The organism is Microbacterium paulum (assembly GCF_015707995.1).
Classification (GTDB): domain Bacteria; phylum Actinomycetota; class Actinomycetes; order Actinomycetales; family Microbacteriaceae; genus Microbacterium; species Microbacterium paulum.
This window is the reverse complement of record NZ_JAAGRY010000038.1, coordinates 1-15,193: the sequence shown is the minus strand read 5'-3', so window position 1 is coordinate 15,193 and position 15,193 is coordinate 1. Positions and strand designations below refer to the sequence as shown.

The following is a 15,193-nucleotide window of genomic DNA, read 5'->3' as shown; positions in this document are numbered from 1 at the left end:
CGCTGTCGCACGGCCCCGGTACGATGACAGCGTGAGTGCACAGGCATCCGTTCCCACCCCGTATGAAGACCTGCTGCGCGAGGTGCTCGAAGACGGCGTGCACAAAGACGACCGCACCGGCACCGGTACGACGAGCGTGTTCGGCCGGCAGACCCGGTTCGACCTCGCCCAGGGCTTTCCGCTCGTGACGACCAAGCGGGTGCACCTGAAATCGATCGTCTACGAACTGCTCTGGTTTCTGCGCGGCGAGTCGAACGTGGGGTGGCTGCAAGAGAACGGCGTCACCATCTGGGACGAATGGGCCGATGCCTCGGGTGAGCTCGGGCCCGTCTACGGCGTGCAGTGGCGGTCGTGGCCGACCCCCTCGGGCGAGCAGATCGACCAGATCTCGCAGGTCGTCGAGCAGATCCGGTCGAACCCCGACTCGCGCCGGCTGATCGTGTCGGCGTGGAACCCGGCTGACATCCCCGACATGGCGCTCGCGCCCTGCCATGCGCTGTTCCAGTTCTATGTCGCCGACGGCAAGCTGTCGTGCCAGCTCTACCAGCGCTCGGCCGACATGTTCCTCGGGGTGCCGTTCAACATCGCCTCGTACGCGCTGCTCACCCTGATGGTCGCGCAGCAGACGGGTCTCGAACCGGGCGACTTCGTCTGGACCGGCGGCGACTGCCACATCTACGACAACCACCTCGAGCAGGTGCGCGAGCAGCTCTCGCGCGACGCCTACCCGTACCCCACGGTGCGTTTCGCCCGCACGCCCGACTCGATCTTCGACTACACCTTCGACGACATCGTGCTGGAGGACTACCAGCACCACCCGGCGATCCGCGCCGCCGTCGCGGTCTGATCGTGCGGCTCGGGCTCGTCTGGGCGCAGGCCCGCGGGGGAGTGATCGGCAAAGACGGCGGCATGCCGTGGCACGTGCCCGAAGACCTCGCCCACTTCAAGGCGGTGACGTCGGGCCACCCCGTGATCATGGGCCGGCGCACGTGGGAATCGTTCCCGGCCCGCTTCCGCCCGCTGCCGGGGCGGCGCAACATCGTCGTGACGGGCTCGCCGTCGTGGGCCGAGCCGGGCGCCGTGCGCGCGGAATCGCTGGATGCCGCGCTGGCGCTCGCCGCAGGGGCGGGTGAGGCGTGGGTGATCGGCGGCGCGCGTCTGTTCGCCGAGGCGCTCCCTCGCGCCGCGGTGCTCGAAGTCACCGAGCTCGACCTCGAGGTCACTGGCGGCGACACCTTCGCGCCCGCGCACGAGGGCTGGGTCGCGGCCGCGATCGAGCCCGCCGACGGATGGTCGGTGTCGCGTACCGGCGTGCCGTACCGGTTCCTCACGCTCATCCGGCCCTGACGCGGCGCGGGACGGCTTCGCGGTCAGCCGGTAACGCGCGCCTGCGTAGGCTGACGGCATGGCGAAGACGACACTGATCACGGGCGCGAGTTCAGGACTCGGCGCGGAGTTCGCGCGCCAGCTCGCCGCGCGCGGCGCAGACCTCGTTCTGGTGGCCCGTGACACCGAGGCTCTCGAACGCTTCGCCGGCGCGCTGCGCATCTCCGCCGGTGTCGCCGTCGAGGTGCTGACCGCAGACCTCGTCGATCCGGACGGGCTCGACCGGGTGGCATCCCGCCTCGCCGATCCCGCTCGCCCGGTCGAGGTGCTCGTCAACAACGCCGGGTTCGGGCTCGACCTCGACTTCGCCGCGAACACGTACGCCGACGAGGAGCGCCACCTCGATCTGCACGTGCGGGCGACGATGCGGCTCACCCACGCGGCGCTCGGCGCCATGCTCGAGCGGGGGAGCGGACGGATCATCAACGTGGCATCCGTCGCCGCCTTCATGCCGCGCGGCACCTACGGCGCCGTCAAGGCGTGGGTCGTCTCGTTCAGCCGCTGGGCGAACGCGGTCTACAGCCCGCGCGGCGTGACCGTCACGGCCGTCTGCCCCGGCTTCACGCACACGAACTTTCACGAACGACTCGGGCTGCCCCCCGGACACGAGGGTGTGCCGCCGTTCATGTGGCTCGACGCCGACACTGTCGTGCGCGAGGGCCTGCGCGACGCGGCGCGTGGCAAGGCGCTCTCGATCCCGTCGCTGCGCTACAAACTGCTCATCGCCGCCGTGCGCCTGCTCCCCGCACCCCTCGCCGCGCGCTTGGCCAAGACCGGCCGCTGACCCGGCTCAACCCGCCCGCCCGCCCGCGCACTGGCCAGCCGGCCGGCCTCGACCCGCCCGCCCGCCGGGCTGCGCAGCGTCTCGTCACCATTCGTCGGAGCCGTGGTGCGCCTGTATGCCCTTGGGGCGCCCTAGGCGACACCCGCACCACCGGTCCGACGAATGGTGCCCGGATCGCCGCCGCCGGCGCCCCGCGCCGCCTCCTCCACAGGGAGCTCGTTGACGGAATCGTCCCCAGATCGGGGTCGCTAACACCCGCGCGGCGCAGGCGGGGCCCAGGGTGTGGGGATGACTCCGAGCGGCATCGTGGACTTTCTCACCGAACGCGAGGGGATCGCGCGGAGCGTAGCGGTGCTCCGGGCCGGCGCAACGCGCACTGACCTGCGCCGTGCCGTGGCCTGCGGCGCGGTCGATCGGGTGCGCAGCGGTGTGTACTGCGTGCCGTGGCTCGACCGTGCCGTGCGGATGGCTGCCGCCCACGGCGGCGAGCTTGCGTGCGCCAGTGCGCTGCGCCGGTCGGGGGTGTGGGTTCTCGACGACCTTGCCGTAGCGCACGTCTGGGTCGGGCGCGGCGGCCGGAGGTTCGCGCACTCGGACTGCCGATGCGTCACTCATCACGACGACGGCGGCGCGGGATTTGGTGTCGTCGGCATCGTGCGTGCGCTCGTGCAGGTCGCGGCGTGCCTGGGTGACGAAGCGTTCTTCGCCGCGTTCGAGTCGGCGTGGCACCTCGGGCTGTTGAGCGCCGCCGACCGTGCCGAGGTGCGCGCGAGCCTCCGGGCGGGGCAGCGCTGGCTCATCGACATCGCCCGCCCCGATGCCGAGAGCGGCCTCGAATCGCTGCTGCGTCTGCGGTTGCTGCGCCTCGGCATCCGGCTGCAGTCCCAAGTGCAGATCGCCACGGTCGGCCGTGTCGACTTTCTCGTCGACGGCCTTCTCATTATCGAGTCGGACGGCCGAGAGGGTCATGCCAGAGAGGCGGAGCGGCACAAGGATCTCGTGCGCGACGCGCGGGCGGCCGCCGCCGGGTACGAACGACTCCGCTTCGACTACGCACTGATCATCCACGACTGGCCGACCGTGCAGGCTGCGATCTTGGCGACGCTCGCGAGGTTACGCGTCGCCAGTCGTCGGAGCGCTGGGGCGCACGTCTACGGATGAGTCCCGGCAGACGACACAGGCCCCACGGCTCCGACGGATGATCACGGGCCCGGCGCAAGGCGATGGCGGACCAACCCGCGGAGGTCACGCACGGGCCGAACCGATACCCTGGAGCCATGACGCACTCGGGCAATCCGTTCGGACAGGTTCTCGTCGCACTCGTCACTCCGATGACGGCCGACGGCGAGGTCGACTGGCCCGCTGTCGAGAAGCACATCGACGACGTCATCACGGCCGGCGCCGACGGCGTCGTCGTGACCGGTACCACGGGCGAGACGTCGACCCTCACCGACCCCGAGAAGCTCAAGCTCGTCGAGGTCGGCAAGTCGGTGTCGGCCGGCCGGGCCAAGATCATCACGGGCGGCGGCTCGAACGAGACCGCCCACGCGATCGAGCTGTACCGCGCCAGCGAGAAGGCCGGCGCCGACGGCATCATGATCGTCACGCCGTACTACAACAAGCCCACGCAGGCCGGCATCCTCACGCACTTCCGGCTGGTCGCCGACGCGACCGACCTGCCGGTGATCCTCTACGACATCCCCGGCCGCACGGGCGTGCCGATCAAGTACGAGACGATCCTGCGCCTCGCCAAGCACCCCAACATCCTCGCGATCAAAGACGCCAAGGGCGACTTCAGCGAGGTGAGCCGCGTGCTCAACCAGACCGACCTGATGTACTTCTCGGGCGACGACGCGAACGCGCTGCCGCACATGGCGATCGGCGCCACCGGCCTCATCGGCGTGACGGCGAACATCACGGCGGCCCCGTACCGCGTGATGGTGGATGCCGTGAACCGCGGCGATCTCGCCACCGCGACCGCCGCGCACCAGAGCCTCGAGCCGCTCGTGCGCGCCGTCATGACCCACGTGCCCGGCACCGTGAGTGCGAAGTACATCCTGCACGGCCTCGGCCTCATCTCGAGCCCCCGCGTCCGCCTGCCCCTCGTCGGGCCGGAGGAGTGGGAGGCCGCCCTGATCGAAGACGAGCTCGCGCTCGTCGCCGGCGTCGACGGCGCCGACTTCTCCAACTTCCGCCCCGACCGCAACGCGGCCGCCGGTGGAGCGCTGCCCAAGGTGCACGGCACGACCCGCTGACACCGCACGTCCACGAAGAAACGCGGATGCCGGGACGAACCCGGCTGTCCGAAGGAGGCATCCGATGCCCACGAACGTCTACGACCCGCCCGCGCTCGAGCGCGGCACCCTGCGCGTCACCCCGCTCGGCGGTCTCGCCGAGATCGGTCGCAACATGACCGTGTTCGAATACGACGGCAAGCTGCTCGTCGTCGACTGCGGGGTGCTGTTCCCCGAGGAGCACCAGCCCGGTGTCGATCTGATCCTGCCCGATTTCGAGCCGATCAAGAACCGTCTCGACGACGTCGTGGGCGTCGTGCTGACGCACGGTCACGAAGACCACATCGGTGCGGTTCCCTACCTGCTCAAGCTCAAGAGCGACATCCCTCTCATCGGCTCGAAGCTCACGCTCGCGCTCGTCGAGGCGAAGCTCAAAGAGCACCGCATCAAGGCCTACACGCTGACGGTCGAAGAGGGTCAAGAGGAGCAGGTCGGCCCGTTCGATCTCGAGTTCATCGCGGTGAACCACTCGATCCCCGATGCGCTCGCCGTCGCCATCCACACCGACGCAGGCACGGTGCTCGCCACGGGCGACTTCAAGATGGACCAGCTGCCCCTCGACGGGCGCCTCACCGACCTCCGCGCCTTCGCGAGCCTCGGCGAAGACGGGGTCGACCTGTTCCTCGTCGACTCGACGAACGCCGACGTTCCGGGCTTCACCCCGCTCGAGCGGGCGATCGGCCCCGTGCTCGACCAGGTGATCGCCAAGGCCCCGCGCCGCGTCATCGTCGCGAGCTTCTCGAGCCACGTGCACCGTGTGCAGCAGGTGATCGACGCCGCCGCGGCGAACGGGCGCCGCGTCGCCTTCCTCGGCCGCTCGATGGTGCGCAACATGACGATCGCCGAAGACCTCGGCTACCTCACCGTGCCCGACGGTGTGCTCATCGACTACAAGAAGGCCCGCGACCTGCCCGACGACAAGATCGTCTACATGTCGACCGGCTCGCAGGGCGAGCCGATGGCGGTGCTCTCGCGCATGGCCAACATGGACCACGCGATCGAGATCGGCGAGGGCGACACCGTGATCCTCGCCTCGAGCCTCATCCCCGGCAACGAGAACGCGGTCTACCGCGTGATCGACGGGCTCACCAAGCTCGGCGCCAACGTCGTGCACAAGGGCAACGCCAAGGTGCACGTGTCGGGCCACGCCGCGGCGGGCGAGCTGCTCTACTGCTACAACATCCTGCAGCCGCGCAACGTCATGCCCGTGCACGGCGAGTACCGCCACCTGATCGCGAACGCGAAGCTCGCGCAAGACACCGGCATCCCGGCAGAGAACACGATCATCGCCGAGAACGGCACCGTCGTCGATCTGCGCGACGGGGTCGCGAAGGTCGTCGGTCAGCTCGACCTCGGCTTCGTCTACGTCGACGGATCGACCGTCGGCGAGATCACCGACGCCGACCTGAAAGACCGCCGCATCCTCGGCGAAGAGGGCTTCATCTCCGTGATCGTCGTGGTGGATGCCGCGACGGGCCGCGTCATCACGGGGCCCGAGGTGCACGCCCGCGGCTTCGCCGAAGACGACAGCGTGTTCGATTCGGTCAAGCCCAAGATCGTCGCCGCGCTCACCGAGGCCGCGCAGTCGGGCGTGCGCGACACGCACGCGCTGTCGCAGGTCGTGCGCCGCACGATCGGCCGGTGGGTGAACCAGCAGCTGCGCCGCCGCCCGATGATCGTGCCTCTCGTCATCGAGGCGTAACCGCCCCGTCAGGGCTTCGCGGGTCGCCTCGCTCCGGATTCGGCCCCCGATACCGGCGAGAACCGCCCCGCGAACCGCAACCCGCGCCGTGATCCCCGCGTAATACGGGGTCGGTACGCTGTCGGCATGCCCGCGAGCTTCTCGATCCGCCCTGCCACGCAGGCGGACGGCGCCTTCCTCGGCGACATGGTCGTCGAGGCGGCGAACTGGCGCCAGGGTGGCGCGCGCCCGCGGCACGAAGTGATCGCCCACCCCGATCACCACCGCTACCTCACCGGCTGGATGCGGCCCGGCGATGCGGGGTTCGTGGCGGTCGATGCGCAGGGTCAGCCGATCGGGGCGGCGTGGTACCGCATGCTGCCGCGCACCGATCCGGGCTTCGGCTACATCGGCACGGGGGTGCCCGAGCTCATCATCGGCGTGCGGCCGATCTGGCGCGCGCACGGCGTCGGGCGCGCGCTGTTGCAACGCTTGTGCGATCACGCGCGGGCGCAGGGCTTCGGGCGCATCAGCCTGTCGGTCGAGCGCGGCAACTTCGCCCACCAGCTGTACCGCAGCGAGGGGTTCGCGGTCACGCAGGCCGGCCACGGCCGCGACACGATGGTCAAACGCCTGCGCTGACGGCCCGCACCGGAGCCCTCGTCGACCCGGGTGATCAGGGCGCGAGGCCGCGTCAATCCGGCGAAACGTCAGACCCCGGCCGTACCGTGGAGCAATGGCACGTTCCACGAGTACGCCCCCGAACGCCCGCGCGTCCGCGAAGGGCTCCTCATCGCGTGCCCGCAAGCCCGATCCCGCGCCCACGCGCTACGTCGACGAGGCCGACAAGCCCCCCGTCGTCGTGCGGATGTGGCTGGGGCTCGCGCATGCCACGGGCGGCATGTTCCGCGCGTTCGGCCCCGAAACCCTCGAGAAGGATCAGCGCCGCGACGGCTTCCCATTCCTGCTGGTTTTGCTGGCGGTCGCGGGGGCCATCGTCGAGTGGTTCCTGATCGGCACCGAGGTCGGCACGAACATCAGCGCCTACACCGTGGGTGCTCTGATCGGCCGCGTCGCGTTCATCATGCCGGTGCTCCTGCTGCTTTTGGCGGGCTGGCTCTTCCGTCACCCGCCGTCGGTGCACGACAACGGCCGCATCGGGATCGGCTTCGGCCTGTTCGTGCTGTCGATCGCGGGCTTCTGCCATCTCGCGGGCGGTCGTCCGCAGCCGAAAGACGGCCTCCCCGGGCTGAGCGGCGCGGGCGGCCTGTTCGGCTGGATGGTGGGGGAGCCGCTGACCCTGCTCACGAACGTCGGCGCGTATCTCATCCTCGGCATCCTCACGGTGCTCAGCGTGCTGATCCTCACCAAGACGCCGCCGAACCGCATCGGACGCCGCCTCGGCGACCTGTACGCGTGGATGTTCGACGCCGAGCGCCCGGCGCCGATGGATGCCACGGCGACCGGACCCACCGTCGCGTTCTCGCCCGACGGCGACGGCGACGCGAAAGACGCCGGCACACCGTGGTGGCGTCGCAACAAGACCGGGCGCGAAGAAGACACCGACGGACACCTCGGCTCCGACGACCTCACGGCGCTCCTCAGCACGTCGGGCGACGGCGGGTTCGACCAGGCGCTCGCGGTGCCGACCCCGGAGCCCCTGCCTCCCATGCCGCCGATGCCGTCGCTCGCCGACGCGGCCACCGAGGTCATCGACCCCGCGGTGATCGCGAACGCCAAGAAGGCGGCGAGCCGGGCCGGGCGCACCGACACCGGCATCCGCGAGGACAGCGGCGAGATCATCCTCGACGACGGCACGCTGCCCGGGATCTCGGCGCTCGGCGACGACCACGACGGGCGTCCGCCGACACCTCCCTACCGTCTGCCGTCCGCGACCGCGCTCGCGGCGGGCACCCCGCCGAAGGCGCGCTCCGAAGCCAACGACCGGGTCGTCGCGGCGATCACCGGCGTCTTCGAGCAGTTCTCGGTCGATGCCCGGGTCACCGGCTTCTCGCGCGGCCCGACCGTCACGCAGTACGAGATCGCGCTCGGCCCGGGCGTGAAGGTCGAGCGCATCACGGCGCTGACCAACAACATCGCCTACGCCGTGGCATCCAACGAAGTGCGCATCCTCGCGCCCATCCCCGGCAAGAGCGCGATCGGCGTCGAGATCCCGAACACCGACCGCGAGATCGTGACGCTCGGCGACGTGCTGCGCTCGCCGGCCTCGACGAGTCAGACCCACCCCATGACCATCGGCGTCGGCAAAGACGTCGGCGGCGGGTACGTCGTCGCGAACCTCGCGAAAATGCCCCACCTGCTCGTGGCCGGGTCGACCGGCTCGGGCAAGTCGAGCTTCGTGAACTCGATGATCACGAGCCTGCTGATGCGCGCGAAGCCCTCCGAAGTGCGGATGGTGCTCATCGACCCCAAGCGCGTCGAACTCACGAGCTACGCCGGCGTGCCGCACCTGATCACCCCCATCATCACGAACCCCAAGAAGGCCGCCGAGGCGCTGCAGTGGGTCGTGAAAGAGATGGACATGCGCTACGACGATCTCGCGTCGTTCGGCTTCCGACACATCGACGACTTCAACCGTGCGGTGGTCGCGGGCGAGATCAACCTGCCCGTCGGCAGCGAGCGGGTGCTGAAGCCCTATCCGTACCTCCTGGTGGTCGTCGACGAGCTCGCCGATCTCATGATGGTCGCGCCGCGCGACGTCGAAGACTCGATCGTGCGCATCACGCAGCTCGCGCGCGCGAGTGGCATCCACCTCGTGCTCGCCACGCAGCGCCCGTCGGTCGACGTCGTCACGGGCCTTATCAAGGCCAACGTTCCCTCGCGCCTCGCCTTCGCCGTCACGAGCGTCACCGATTCCCGCGTCATCCTCGACCAGCCCGGCGCCGACCGGCTGATCGGGCAGGGCGACGGGCTCTTCCTGCCGATGGGGGCCTCGAAGGCGCTCCGCGTGCAGGGTGCGTGGGTGGCCGAGAGCGAGATCGAGAAGGTCGTCCACCACGTCAAGAACCAGGCGCGGCCCGATTACCGCGCCGACGTCGCCGCGGTGGCCGAGAAGAAAGAGATCGACGCCGACATCGGTGACGACCTCGAGCTTCTGCTGGCGGCGGCCGAACAGATCATCTCGACGCAGTTCGGCTCGACCTCGATGCTGCAGCGCAAGCTGCGCGTCGGTTTCGCCAAGGCCGGGCGCCTCATGGACCTGCTCGAGTCGCGCGAGATCGTCGGCCCGTCCGAAGGGTCGAAGGCGCGCGACGTGCTCGTGACGCCCGACCAGCTGCCCGAGGTGCTCGCGCGGCTGCGCGGCGACGACCCACCCGCGCCGGCCAAGCCCTCGGCGCCCGCCGGGGTGGACGGCTACGGCCCCGACGCGGTCGACGCCCAGTTCGACGGCTACGAGGTCGTCGAGTCGGAGGATGCATCCGAGGATGCCTGGGGGCTCACCGGGCGCGACCAGTAGGCTCGGCACGTGACGATCCCCCGGCAGCTCCCGAACGCGATCACGATCGTGCGCATCCTGTGCGCGCCGGTGTTCCTGTGGATGCTGCTGGCGGATGCCGGGCAGGACGGGCCTCTGCGCTGGTGGGCGGCGATCCTCTTCATCGTCGCGATCGCGACTGACGGCATCGACGGCTACCTCGCCCGCAAATACGAGATCGTCACCGATCTCGGGAAGCTCCTCGACCCGATCGCCGACAAGGCGCTCACCGGGTGCGCGTTCATCGGTCTGTCGATCCTCGGCGAGCTGCCGTGGTGGGTGACGATCGTCGTGCTGGTGCGTGAGGTCGGCATCACGGTGCACCGGCTGATCGTGGCGAGCGACCACGTCGTCGCCGCCGCGTGGATGGGCAAGCTCAAGACCGTGGCGCAGGCGGTCGCCCTGTCGCTCGCGCTGTTGCCGCTGTGGACGATCGTGGGCGACTGGATCCACGTCGTGAACACCATCACGATGTCGATCGCGGTGCTCCTCACCGTCGCGAGCGGCATCGACTACGTCGTCACCGAGATCCGCGGCGCGCGGCGCGGTCGGGAGGCGACACGGTGACCCCGGTGACGCCGCTGCCCGGGCTGCCGGAGCTTCCGGACGACCTCGAGAACACCCAGGTTTCGGTCGGACGCCTGAGCGAGCCCGAGCGGCTCGTGTCGCGGCTCGGCGAGCTCGGCTGGACGGTCGGCGTCGCCGAGTCGCTCACCGGGGGACTCGTGGTCTCGTCGATCGTCTCGGTGCCGGGATCGTCGGCCGTGCTGCGCGGCGGCATCGTCGCCTACGCCACCGACGTGAAGGCCGCCCTCCTCGGAGTCGACGAGACCCTCCTCGCCGCGCACGGGCCCGTGCATCCCCGGGTGGCGCGGCAGATGGCCGACGGCGTGCGCCGCGCGCTCGGCCGTGAAGACCTCCCCGCCGATGTCGGCATCGCCACGACCGGCATCGCCGGTCCGGTCTCGCCCGACGGGCAGCCGGTCGGCACGGTGCACGTGGCCGTCTCGACGCCGCTCGGATCGCGGGTCGAGTCGGTGCAGCTGGCGGGGGATCGTGCCGCCATCCGGGCGGAGGCCGCGGCCCTCGCCGTGCGGCTGGCGCTCGAAGCGCTCTGACCTCGGGGTCTGCCGTGGAACGGATGCCCAGGACCGCGCCGTTTCGCGTGGGAATAGCCGGTGTGACATCCCTGTTACGAATGGTGATTCCCACCCATTCCCCAGCACTCGGGGGTTAGGGTGACGTGCAAGAGTTGTCATGTTCCCCACCCGGGAACGCGGAATCACTGTCAGAGGAGGGGGCCCGACATGATCCTGGTTCGTCAGGAAATCGGCGAAGTCCTGCGCGACTTTCGTCTGCAGAAGGGGCGCACCCTCCGCCAGGTGGCGGGGCGCGCGAGCGTCGCCCTCGGCTACCTGAGCGAGGTCGAACGCGGCCAGAAAGAGGCATCCAGCGAGATCCTCGCCTCGGTCGCCGAAGCGCTCGACGTTCCCATCTCGACGATCATGCGCGAAGTGGGCGACCGCATCTCGGTGCTCGAGGGCCTGCAGGTCTTCCCCGACGTGGTGCCCGACGACCTCGCCGCGCTCGATCGCGACATCCAGTCGCAGCTCTCGCTGCGCTGACGTGCGGCGCAGCGAGTTCCAGCGCGCCGTCGACGACGAATTCGGTGAGCGTGCAGCGTTCGTCGTGACCGATCTGTCGCTGTCGGGCGTCGGCTACCGCACGGCGGCGCAGGCGCTGTCCGACGGTGTGCCCCCGCGTGACGTCTGGCTCGCGCTGTGCATCGAAGCGGATGTGCCCGAAGCGCGCCGTCACGGGGTGGGCCTGCTCGACCCGCGCCGCGCTTAGAACTCCCGACCGGCGTGTCGTCGTACTTTTGTTCGATGCCCGCATAGGCTCCTCCACAAGAGGGGTCGCCGAGAGGTTGTCCACCGTTACGGCGCATCCGCCGCTCGACTCGCCGCCGATGTCGGAGGGTGTTCGTAACGTGGACGGCGTCAACACGACACCTCCGCCTTGTCGCACCGAACTCCCGTCGGGAGAAAGGGCGACAGCCTACAGGCGACGGACACCCCGACGCGGCGCAGCCGCCGACGGCAGAGCACGAAGGAGCACGTCATGCCCTCACCCGCAGACCGCGAGAAGGCCCTCGAATCGGCCCTCGCCCAGATCGACCGGCAGTTCGGAAAGGGCTCGGTGATGCGTCTCGGCAGCGACGAGCGCGCCCCCGTCGCCGTCATCCCCACGGGTTCCATCGCCCTCGACGTCGCCCTCGGCGTGGGCGGACTGCCCCGCGGCCGCATCGTAGAGATCTACGGGCCTGAGTCGTCGGGTAAGACGACCCTCACCCTGCACGCCATCGCCAACGTGCAGCGCGCCGGCGGCATCGCGGCGTTCGTCGACGCCGAGCACGCGCTCGACCCCGACTACGCCCAGAAGCTCGGCGTCGACATCGACCAGCTGCTGGTGTCGCAGCCCGACACCGGTGAGCAGGCGCTCGAGATCGCCGACATGCTCGTGCGCTCGGGGGCCATCGACCTCGTCGTGATCGACTCTGTCGCCGCCCTCGTTCCTAAGGCCGAAATCGAAGGCGAGATGGGCGACTCGCACGTCGGCCTGCAGGCTCGCCTCATGTCGCAGGCGCTGCGCAAGCTCACCGGTGGGCTCAGCCAGACCGGCACCACCATGATCTTCATCAACCAGCTGCGCGAGAAGATCGGCGTGTTCTTCGGCTCGCCCGAGACCACCGCGGGTGGCAAGGCGCTGAAGTTCTACGCCTCGGTGCGGCTAGACATCCGCCGCATCGAGACCCTGAAAGACGGCACCGAGGCGGTCGGCAACCGCACGCGCGTGAAGGTCGTGAAGAACAAGATGGCCCCGCCGTTCAAGCAGGCCGAGTTCGACATCCTCTACGGCGTCGGCATCTCGCGCGAGGGATCGCTCATCGACTACGGCGTGGACCAGGCCATCGTCAAGAAGTCGGGTGCCTGGTACACCTACGACGGCGAGCAGCTCGGTCAGGGCAAAGAGAACGCGCGCAACTTCTTGCTGAAGAACCCCGACATCGCCGCCGACATCGAGACGAAGATCCTGCAGAAGCTCGGCATCGGCCAGCCGAAGTCGGATGCCACGGCGCCGGTCGCCGACCTCGCCGAGCGTCGCCCGGCCTGATGATTCGCGACGACGGGGGCGAGGAGAGCCTCGCCCCCGTGATCCCCTTGTTCGTTGGGGGAGCCTCCACCGGTGACCGGATGTCGGCGCGTGACGGCGGCGCCGCGAGGCGCCCGGACGACGACGCGTCGGCCTGGAACAACACGTGGGCCGAGCGTGCCGCCGGGGCTTCCGGCACGGGCGGCACCTCGGGCTGGGCATCCGGCTCTGGCGGGGCATCCGCGACACCGGGCGCCGGCGAGGCGTTCGCGGACGCCGACCCGGGCGCCGCCGAAGAGATCGCCGCGGCGGGTGAGGCGACACTCCTGCGCAAGCTGCGCACCCGATCGCTGTCGGAGCGGGAGGCTCGCGACGTGCTGCGGGGCAGCGAGGTCGACGGCGACGCGGCAGAAGAGATCATCGGTCGCTTTCTCGGGCACGGTTACCTCGACGACGCCGCACTCGCCGAGCAGCTCGTGCACACGGCCGTCGACCGCAAGGGCCAAGGGCGCATGCAGGTCGCGCAGACCCTCAAAGCGCGGGGGCTCCCGCGCGAGGTGATCGACGCGGCACTCGATGCCATGCCCGGCGACGAGCGCGAGCGCGCTCTCGAGTTCGCCCGCACCAAGGCGCGCAGCATGCGGGGCCTCGATCGCGAGGTCGCCCTGCGGCGGCTGTCGGGCCAGCTCGCGCGCCGCGGCTACGGTGGCGCCTCACTCGAGGTCGCCCGGCGTGCGCTCGACGAGCTCGACCGGCCCGCCGTGCGCGGAGTGCGCTTCGAGCCCTGAGCCCTGAGCTGTCGTTTCTCGGAGCCGCGGTTCTCGGGCCGGGGGTCTCGGGGCCGGGGCGGCGGCCGGATCGTAGAATGGAACGATCATGACTTCTCCGTCCGCCGCTCCCACCTTGATCGCGCCCTCGAGCGCCGCCGTCGCCGCTGACGGCCGCGCGCGCACGTACGAAGTGCGCACGTTCGGCTGCCAGATGAACGTGCACGATTCCGAGCGCCTCTCAGGGTCGCTGGAATCGGCTGGCTACGTGCGCGCCGATGTAGGCGCCGAGGCCGACGTCATCGTGATCAACACGTGTGCCGTGCGCGACAACGCCGCCGGCAAGCTCTACGGCACCCTCGGGCACCTGAAGAGCCGCAAAGACAAGCACGAGGGCATGCAGATCGCCGTCGGCGGCTGCATGGCGCAGATGGACAAGGATGCCGTGCAGCAGAAGGCCCCCTGGGTCGACGTGGTCTTCGGCACCCACAACATGGGATCGCTGCCGACCCTGCTCGAACGCGCGCGCCACAACGGCGATGCCGAGCTCGAGATCCTCGAAGCGCTCGAGGTCTTCCCGTCGACCCTCCCCACCAAGCGCGACTCCGTCTACAGCGGGTGGGTGTCGATCTCGGTCGGGTGCAACAACACCTGCACCTTCTGCATCGTGCCGCACCTGCGCGGCAAGGAGAAGGACCGCCGCCCCGGCGACATCCTGAACGAGATGCGGCTGCTCGCCGACGACGGCGCCATCGAGGTGACGCTCCTCGGCCAGAACGTCAACAGCTACGGCGTCGAGTTCGGCGACCGCCAGGCATTCGGAAAGCTCCTCCGAGCGGCCGGGGAGATCCCCGGTCTCGAGCGCATCCGCTTCACGAGCCCGCACCCGGCGGCCTTCACCGACGACGTCATCGACGCGATGGCGGACACCCCCGCCGTCATGCCGCAACTGCACATGCCGCTGCAGTCTGGCTCCGACCGCATCCTGAAGGCGATGCGCCGGTCGTACCGCAGCGACCGCTTCCTCGGCATCCTCGACCGGGTGCGCGCCCGCATGCCGCACGCGGCGATCTCGACCGACATCATCGTCGGCTTCCCGGGAGAGACCGACGAGGACTTCGAAGACACGCTGCGCGTCGTCGAGCAGGCCCGCTTCGCGAGCGCTTTCACCTTCCAGTACTCGATCCGCGAGGGCACCCCCGCGGCGACCATGGAGAACCAGGTTCCCAAGGCCGTCGTGCAGGAGCGGTACGAGCGGCTCGTCGCCCTGCAGGACCGCATCAGCCTGGAGGAGAACCAGAAGCAGGTCGGCCGCGAGGTGCAGGTGCTGATCTCGGCGGGGGAGGGCAAGAAGGATGCCACGACGCACCGTCTCACCGGCCGCGCCGAGGACGGCCGCCTCGTGCACGTCGAACTGCCCGTGGGCAGCGAGAAGCCGCGCCCCGGCGACGTCGTGACGGTGGCGATCACGCAGGCCGCCCCGTTCTACCTGCTCGCCGATAGCCCCGACGGCGCCCCGCTGCAGATCCGGCGCACGCGCGCCGGTGACGCGTGGGACCGCACGCAGGCGGAGTCGTGCGGCGTGCCCGCTCCGGCCTCGACCGGCGCGTCGGTGACCGCGGACGGGCGCCG

At 70.1% G+C, this 15,193-nt stretch carries 15 protein-coding genes; all 15 read left to right on the top strand.

What is annotated here, in order from left to right; translation table 11 throughout:
• Nucleotides 1–31: 31 nt before the first annotated feature.
• Nucleotides 32–847: a thymidylate synthase gene (locus tag G3N18_RS10025; RefSeq protein ID WP_196384141.1), complete on the top strand. Its 816-nt coding sequence runs from the start codon at nt 32–34 to the stop codon at nt 845–847.
• Nucleotides 847–1,347 (top strand): dihydrofolate reductase, encoded by a 501-nt coding sequence (locus tag G3N18_RS10020; protein WP_196384160.1) that lies wholly within the window; start codon nt 847–849, stop codon nt 1,345–1,347. Before G3N18_RS10025 ends, G3N18_RS10020 begins: the two co-directional genes overlap by 1 nt.
• A gap of 58 nt (nt 1,348–1,405) precedes the next feature.
• A complete protein-coding gene (locus tag G3N18_RS10015; RefSeq protein WP_196384140.1) occupies nt 1,406–2,170 on the top strand; it encodes an SDR family NAD(P)-dependent oxidoreductase in 765 nt (254 codons plus the stop codon).
• A gap of 288 nt (nt 2,171–2,458) precedes the next feature.
• Nucleotides 2,459–3,331 carry a DUF559 domain-containing protein gene (locus G3N18_RS10010; RefSeq protein WP_196384139.1) on the top strand — a complete coding sequence of 291 codons (873 nt, stop codon included), beginning with the start codon at nt 2,459–2,461 and terminating at the stop codon, nt 3,329–3,331.
• A gap of 116 nt (nt 3,332–3,447) precedes the next feature.
• On the top strand, nt 3,448–4,425 hold the full coding sequence (dapA, locus tag G3N18_RS10005; RefSeq protein WP_196384138.1) for a 4-hydroxy-tetrahydrodipicolinate synthase: 978 nt from the start codon (nt 3,448–3,450) through the stop codon (nt 4,423–4,425).
• A 64-nt stretch (nt 4,426–4,489) separates the two neighbouring features.
• On the top strand, nt 4,490–6,166 hold the full coding sequence (locus G3N18_RS10000) for a ribonuclease J (protein WP_196384137.1): 1,677 nt from the start codon (nt 4,490–4,492) through the stop codon (nt 6,164–6,166).
• Nucleotides 6,167–6,292: 126 nt separating this feature from the next.
• The gene (locus tag G3N18_RS09995) at nt 6,293–6,787 is read left to right on the top strand and encodes a GNAT family N-acetyltransferase (protein WP_196384136.1); all 495 of its coding nucleotides are present in this window, start codon (nt 6,293–6,295) and stop codon (nt 6,785–6,787) included.
• Nucleotides 6,788–6,881: 94 nt separating this feature from the next.
• Nucleotides 6,882–9,623 carry an FtsK/SpoIIIE family DNA translocase gene (locus tag G3N18_RS09990; protein ID WP_196384135.1) on the top strand — a complete coding sequence of 914 codons (2,742 nt, stop codon included), beginning with the start codon at nt 6,882–6,884 and terminating at the stop codon, nt 9,621–9,623.
• A gap of 9 nt (nt 9,624–9,632) precedes the next feature.
• Nucleotides 9,633–10,208: a CDP-diacylglycerol--glycerol-3-phosphate 3-phosphatidyltransferase gene (gene pgsA / locus G3N18_RS09985; protein WP_196384134.1), complete on the top strand. Its 576-nt coding sequence runs from the start codon at nt 9,633–9,635 to the stop codon at nt 10,206–10,208.
• On the top strand, nt 10,205–10,759 hold the full coding sequence (locus G3N18_RS09980) for a CinA family protein (protein ID WP_399548545.1): 555 nt from the start codon (nt 10,205–10,207) through the stop codon (nt 10,757–10,759). Before pgsA ends, G3N18_RS09980 begins: the two co-directional genes overlap by 4 nt.
• Before the next feature lie 189 nt (nt 10,760–10,948).
• A complete protein-coding gene (locus G3N18_RS09975) occupies nt 10,949–11,266 on the top strand; it encodes a helix-turn-helix domain-containing protein (RefSeq protein ID WP_196384133.1) in 318 nt (105 codons plus the stop codon).
• A gap of 1 nt (nt 11,267) precedes the next feature.
• Complete coding sequence (locus tag G3N18_RS09970; RefSeq protein ID WP_196384132.1) at nt 11,268–11,492, top strand: DUF3046 domain-containing protein; 225 nt, start codon at nt 11,268–11,270, stop codon at nt 11,490–11,492.
• 270 nt (nt 11,493–11,762) lie between these two features.
• On the top strand, nt 11,763–12,815 hold the full coding sequence (recA, locus tag G3N18_RS09965; protein ID WP_196384131.1) for a recombinase RecA: 1,053 nt from the start codon (nt 11,763–11,765) through the stop codon (nt 12,813–12,815).
• Nucleotides 12,815–13,582: a regulatory protein RecX gene (locus G3N18_RS09960; protein ID WP_196384130.1), complete on the top strand. Its 768-nt coding sequence runs from the start codon at nt 12,815–12,817 to the stop codon at nt 13,580–13,582. The genes recA and G3N18_RS09960 overlap by 1 nt, the downstream gene beginning before the upstream one ends.
• 88 nt (nt 13,583–13,670) lie before the next feature.
• A partial coding sequence (miaB, locus tag G3N18_RS09955) for a tRNA (N6-isopentenyl adenosine(37)-C2)-methylthiotransferase MiaB (RefSeq protein ID WP_196384129.1) occupies nt 13,671–15,193 on the top strand: 1,523 nt, incomplete at its 3' end.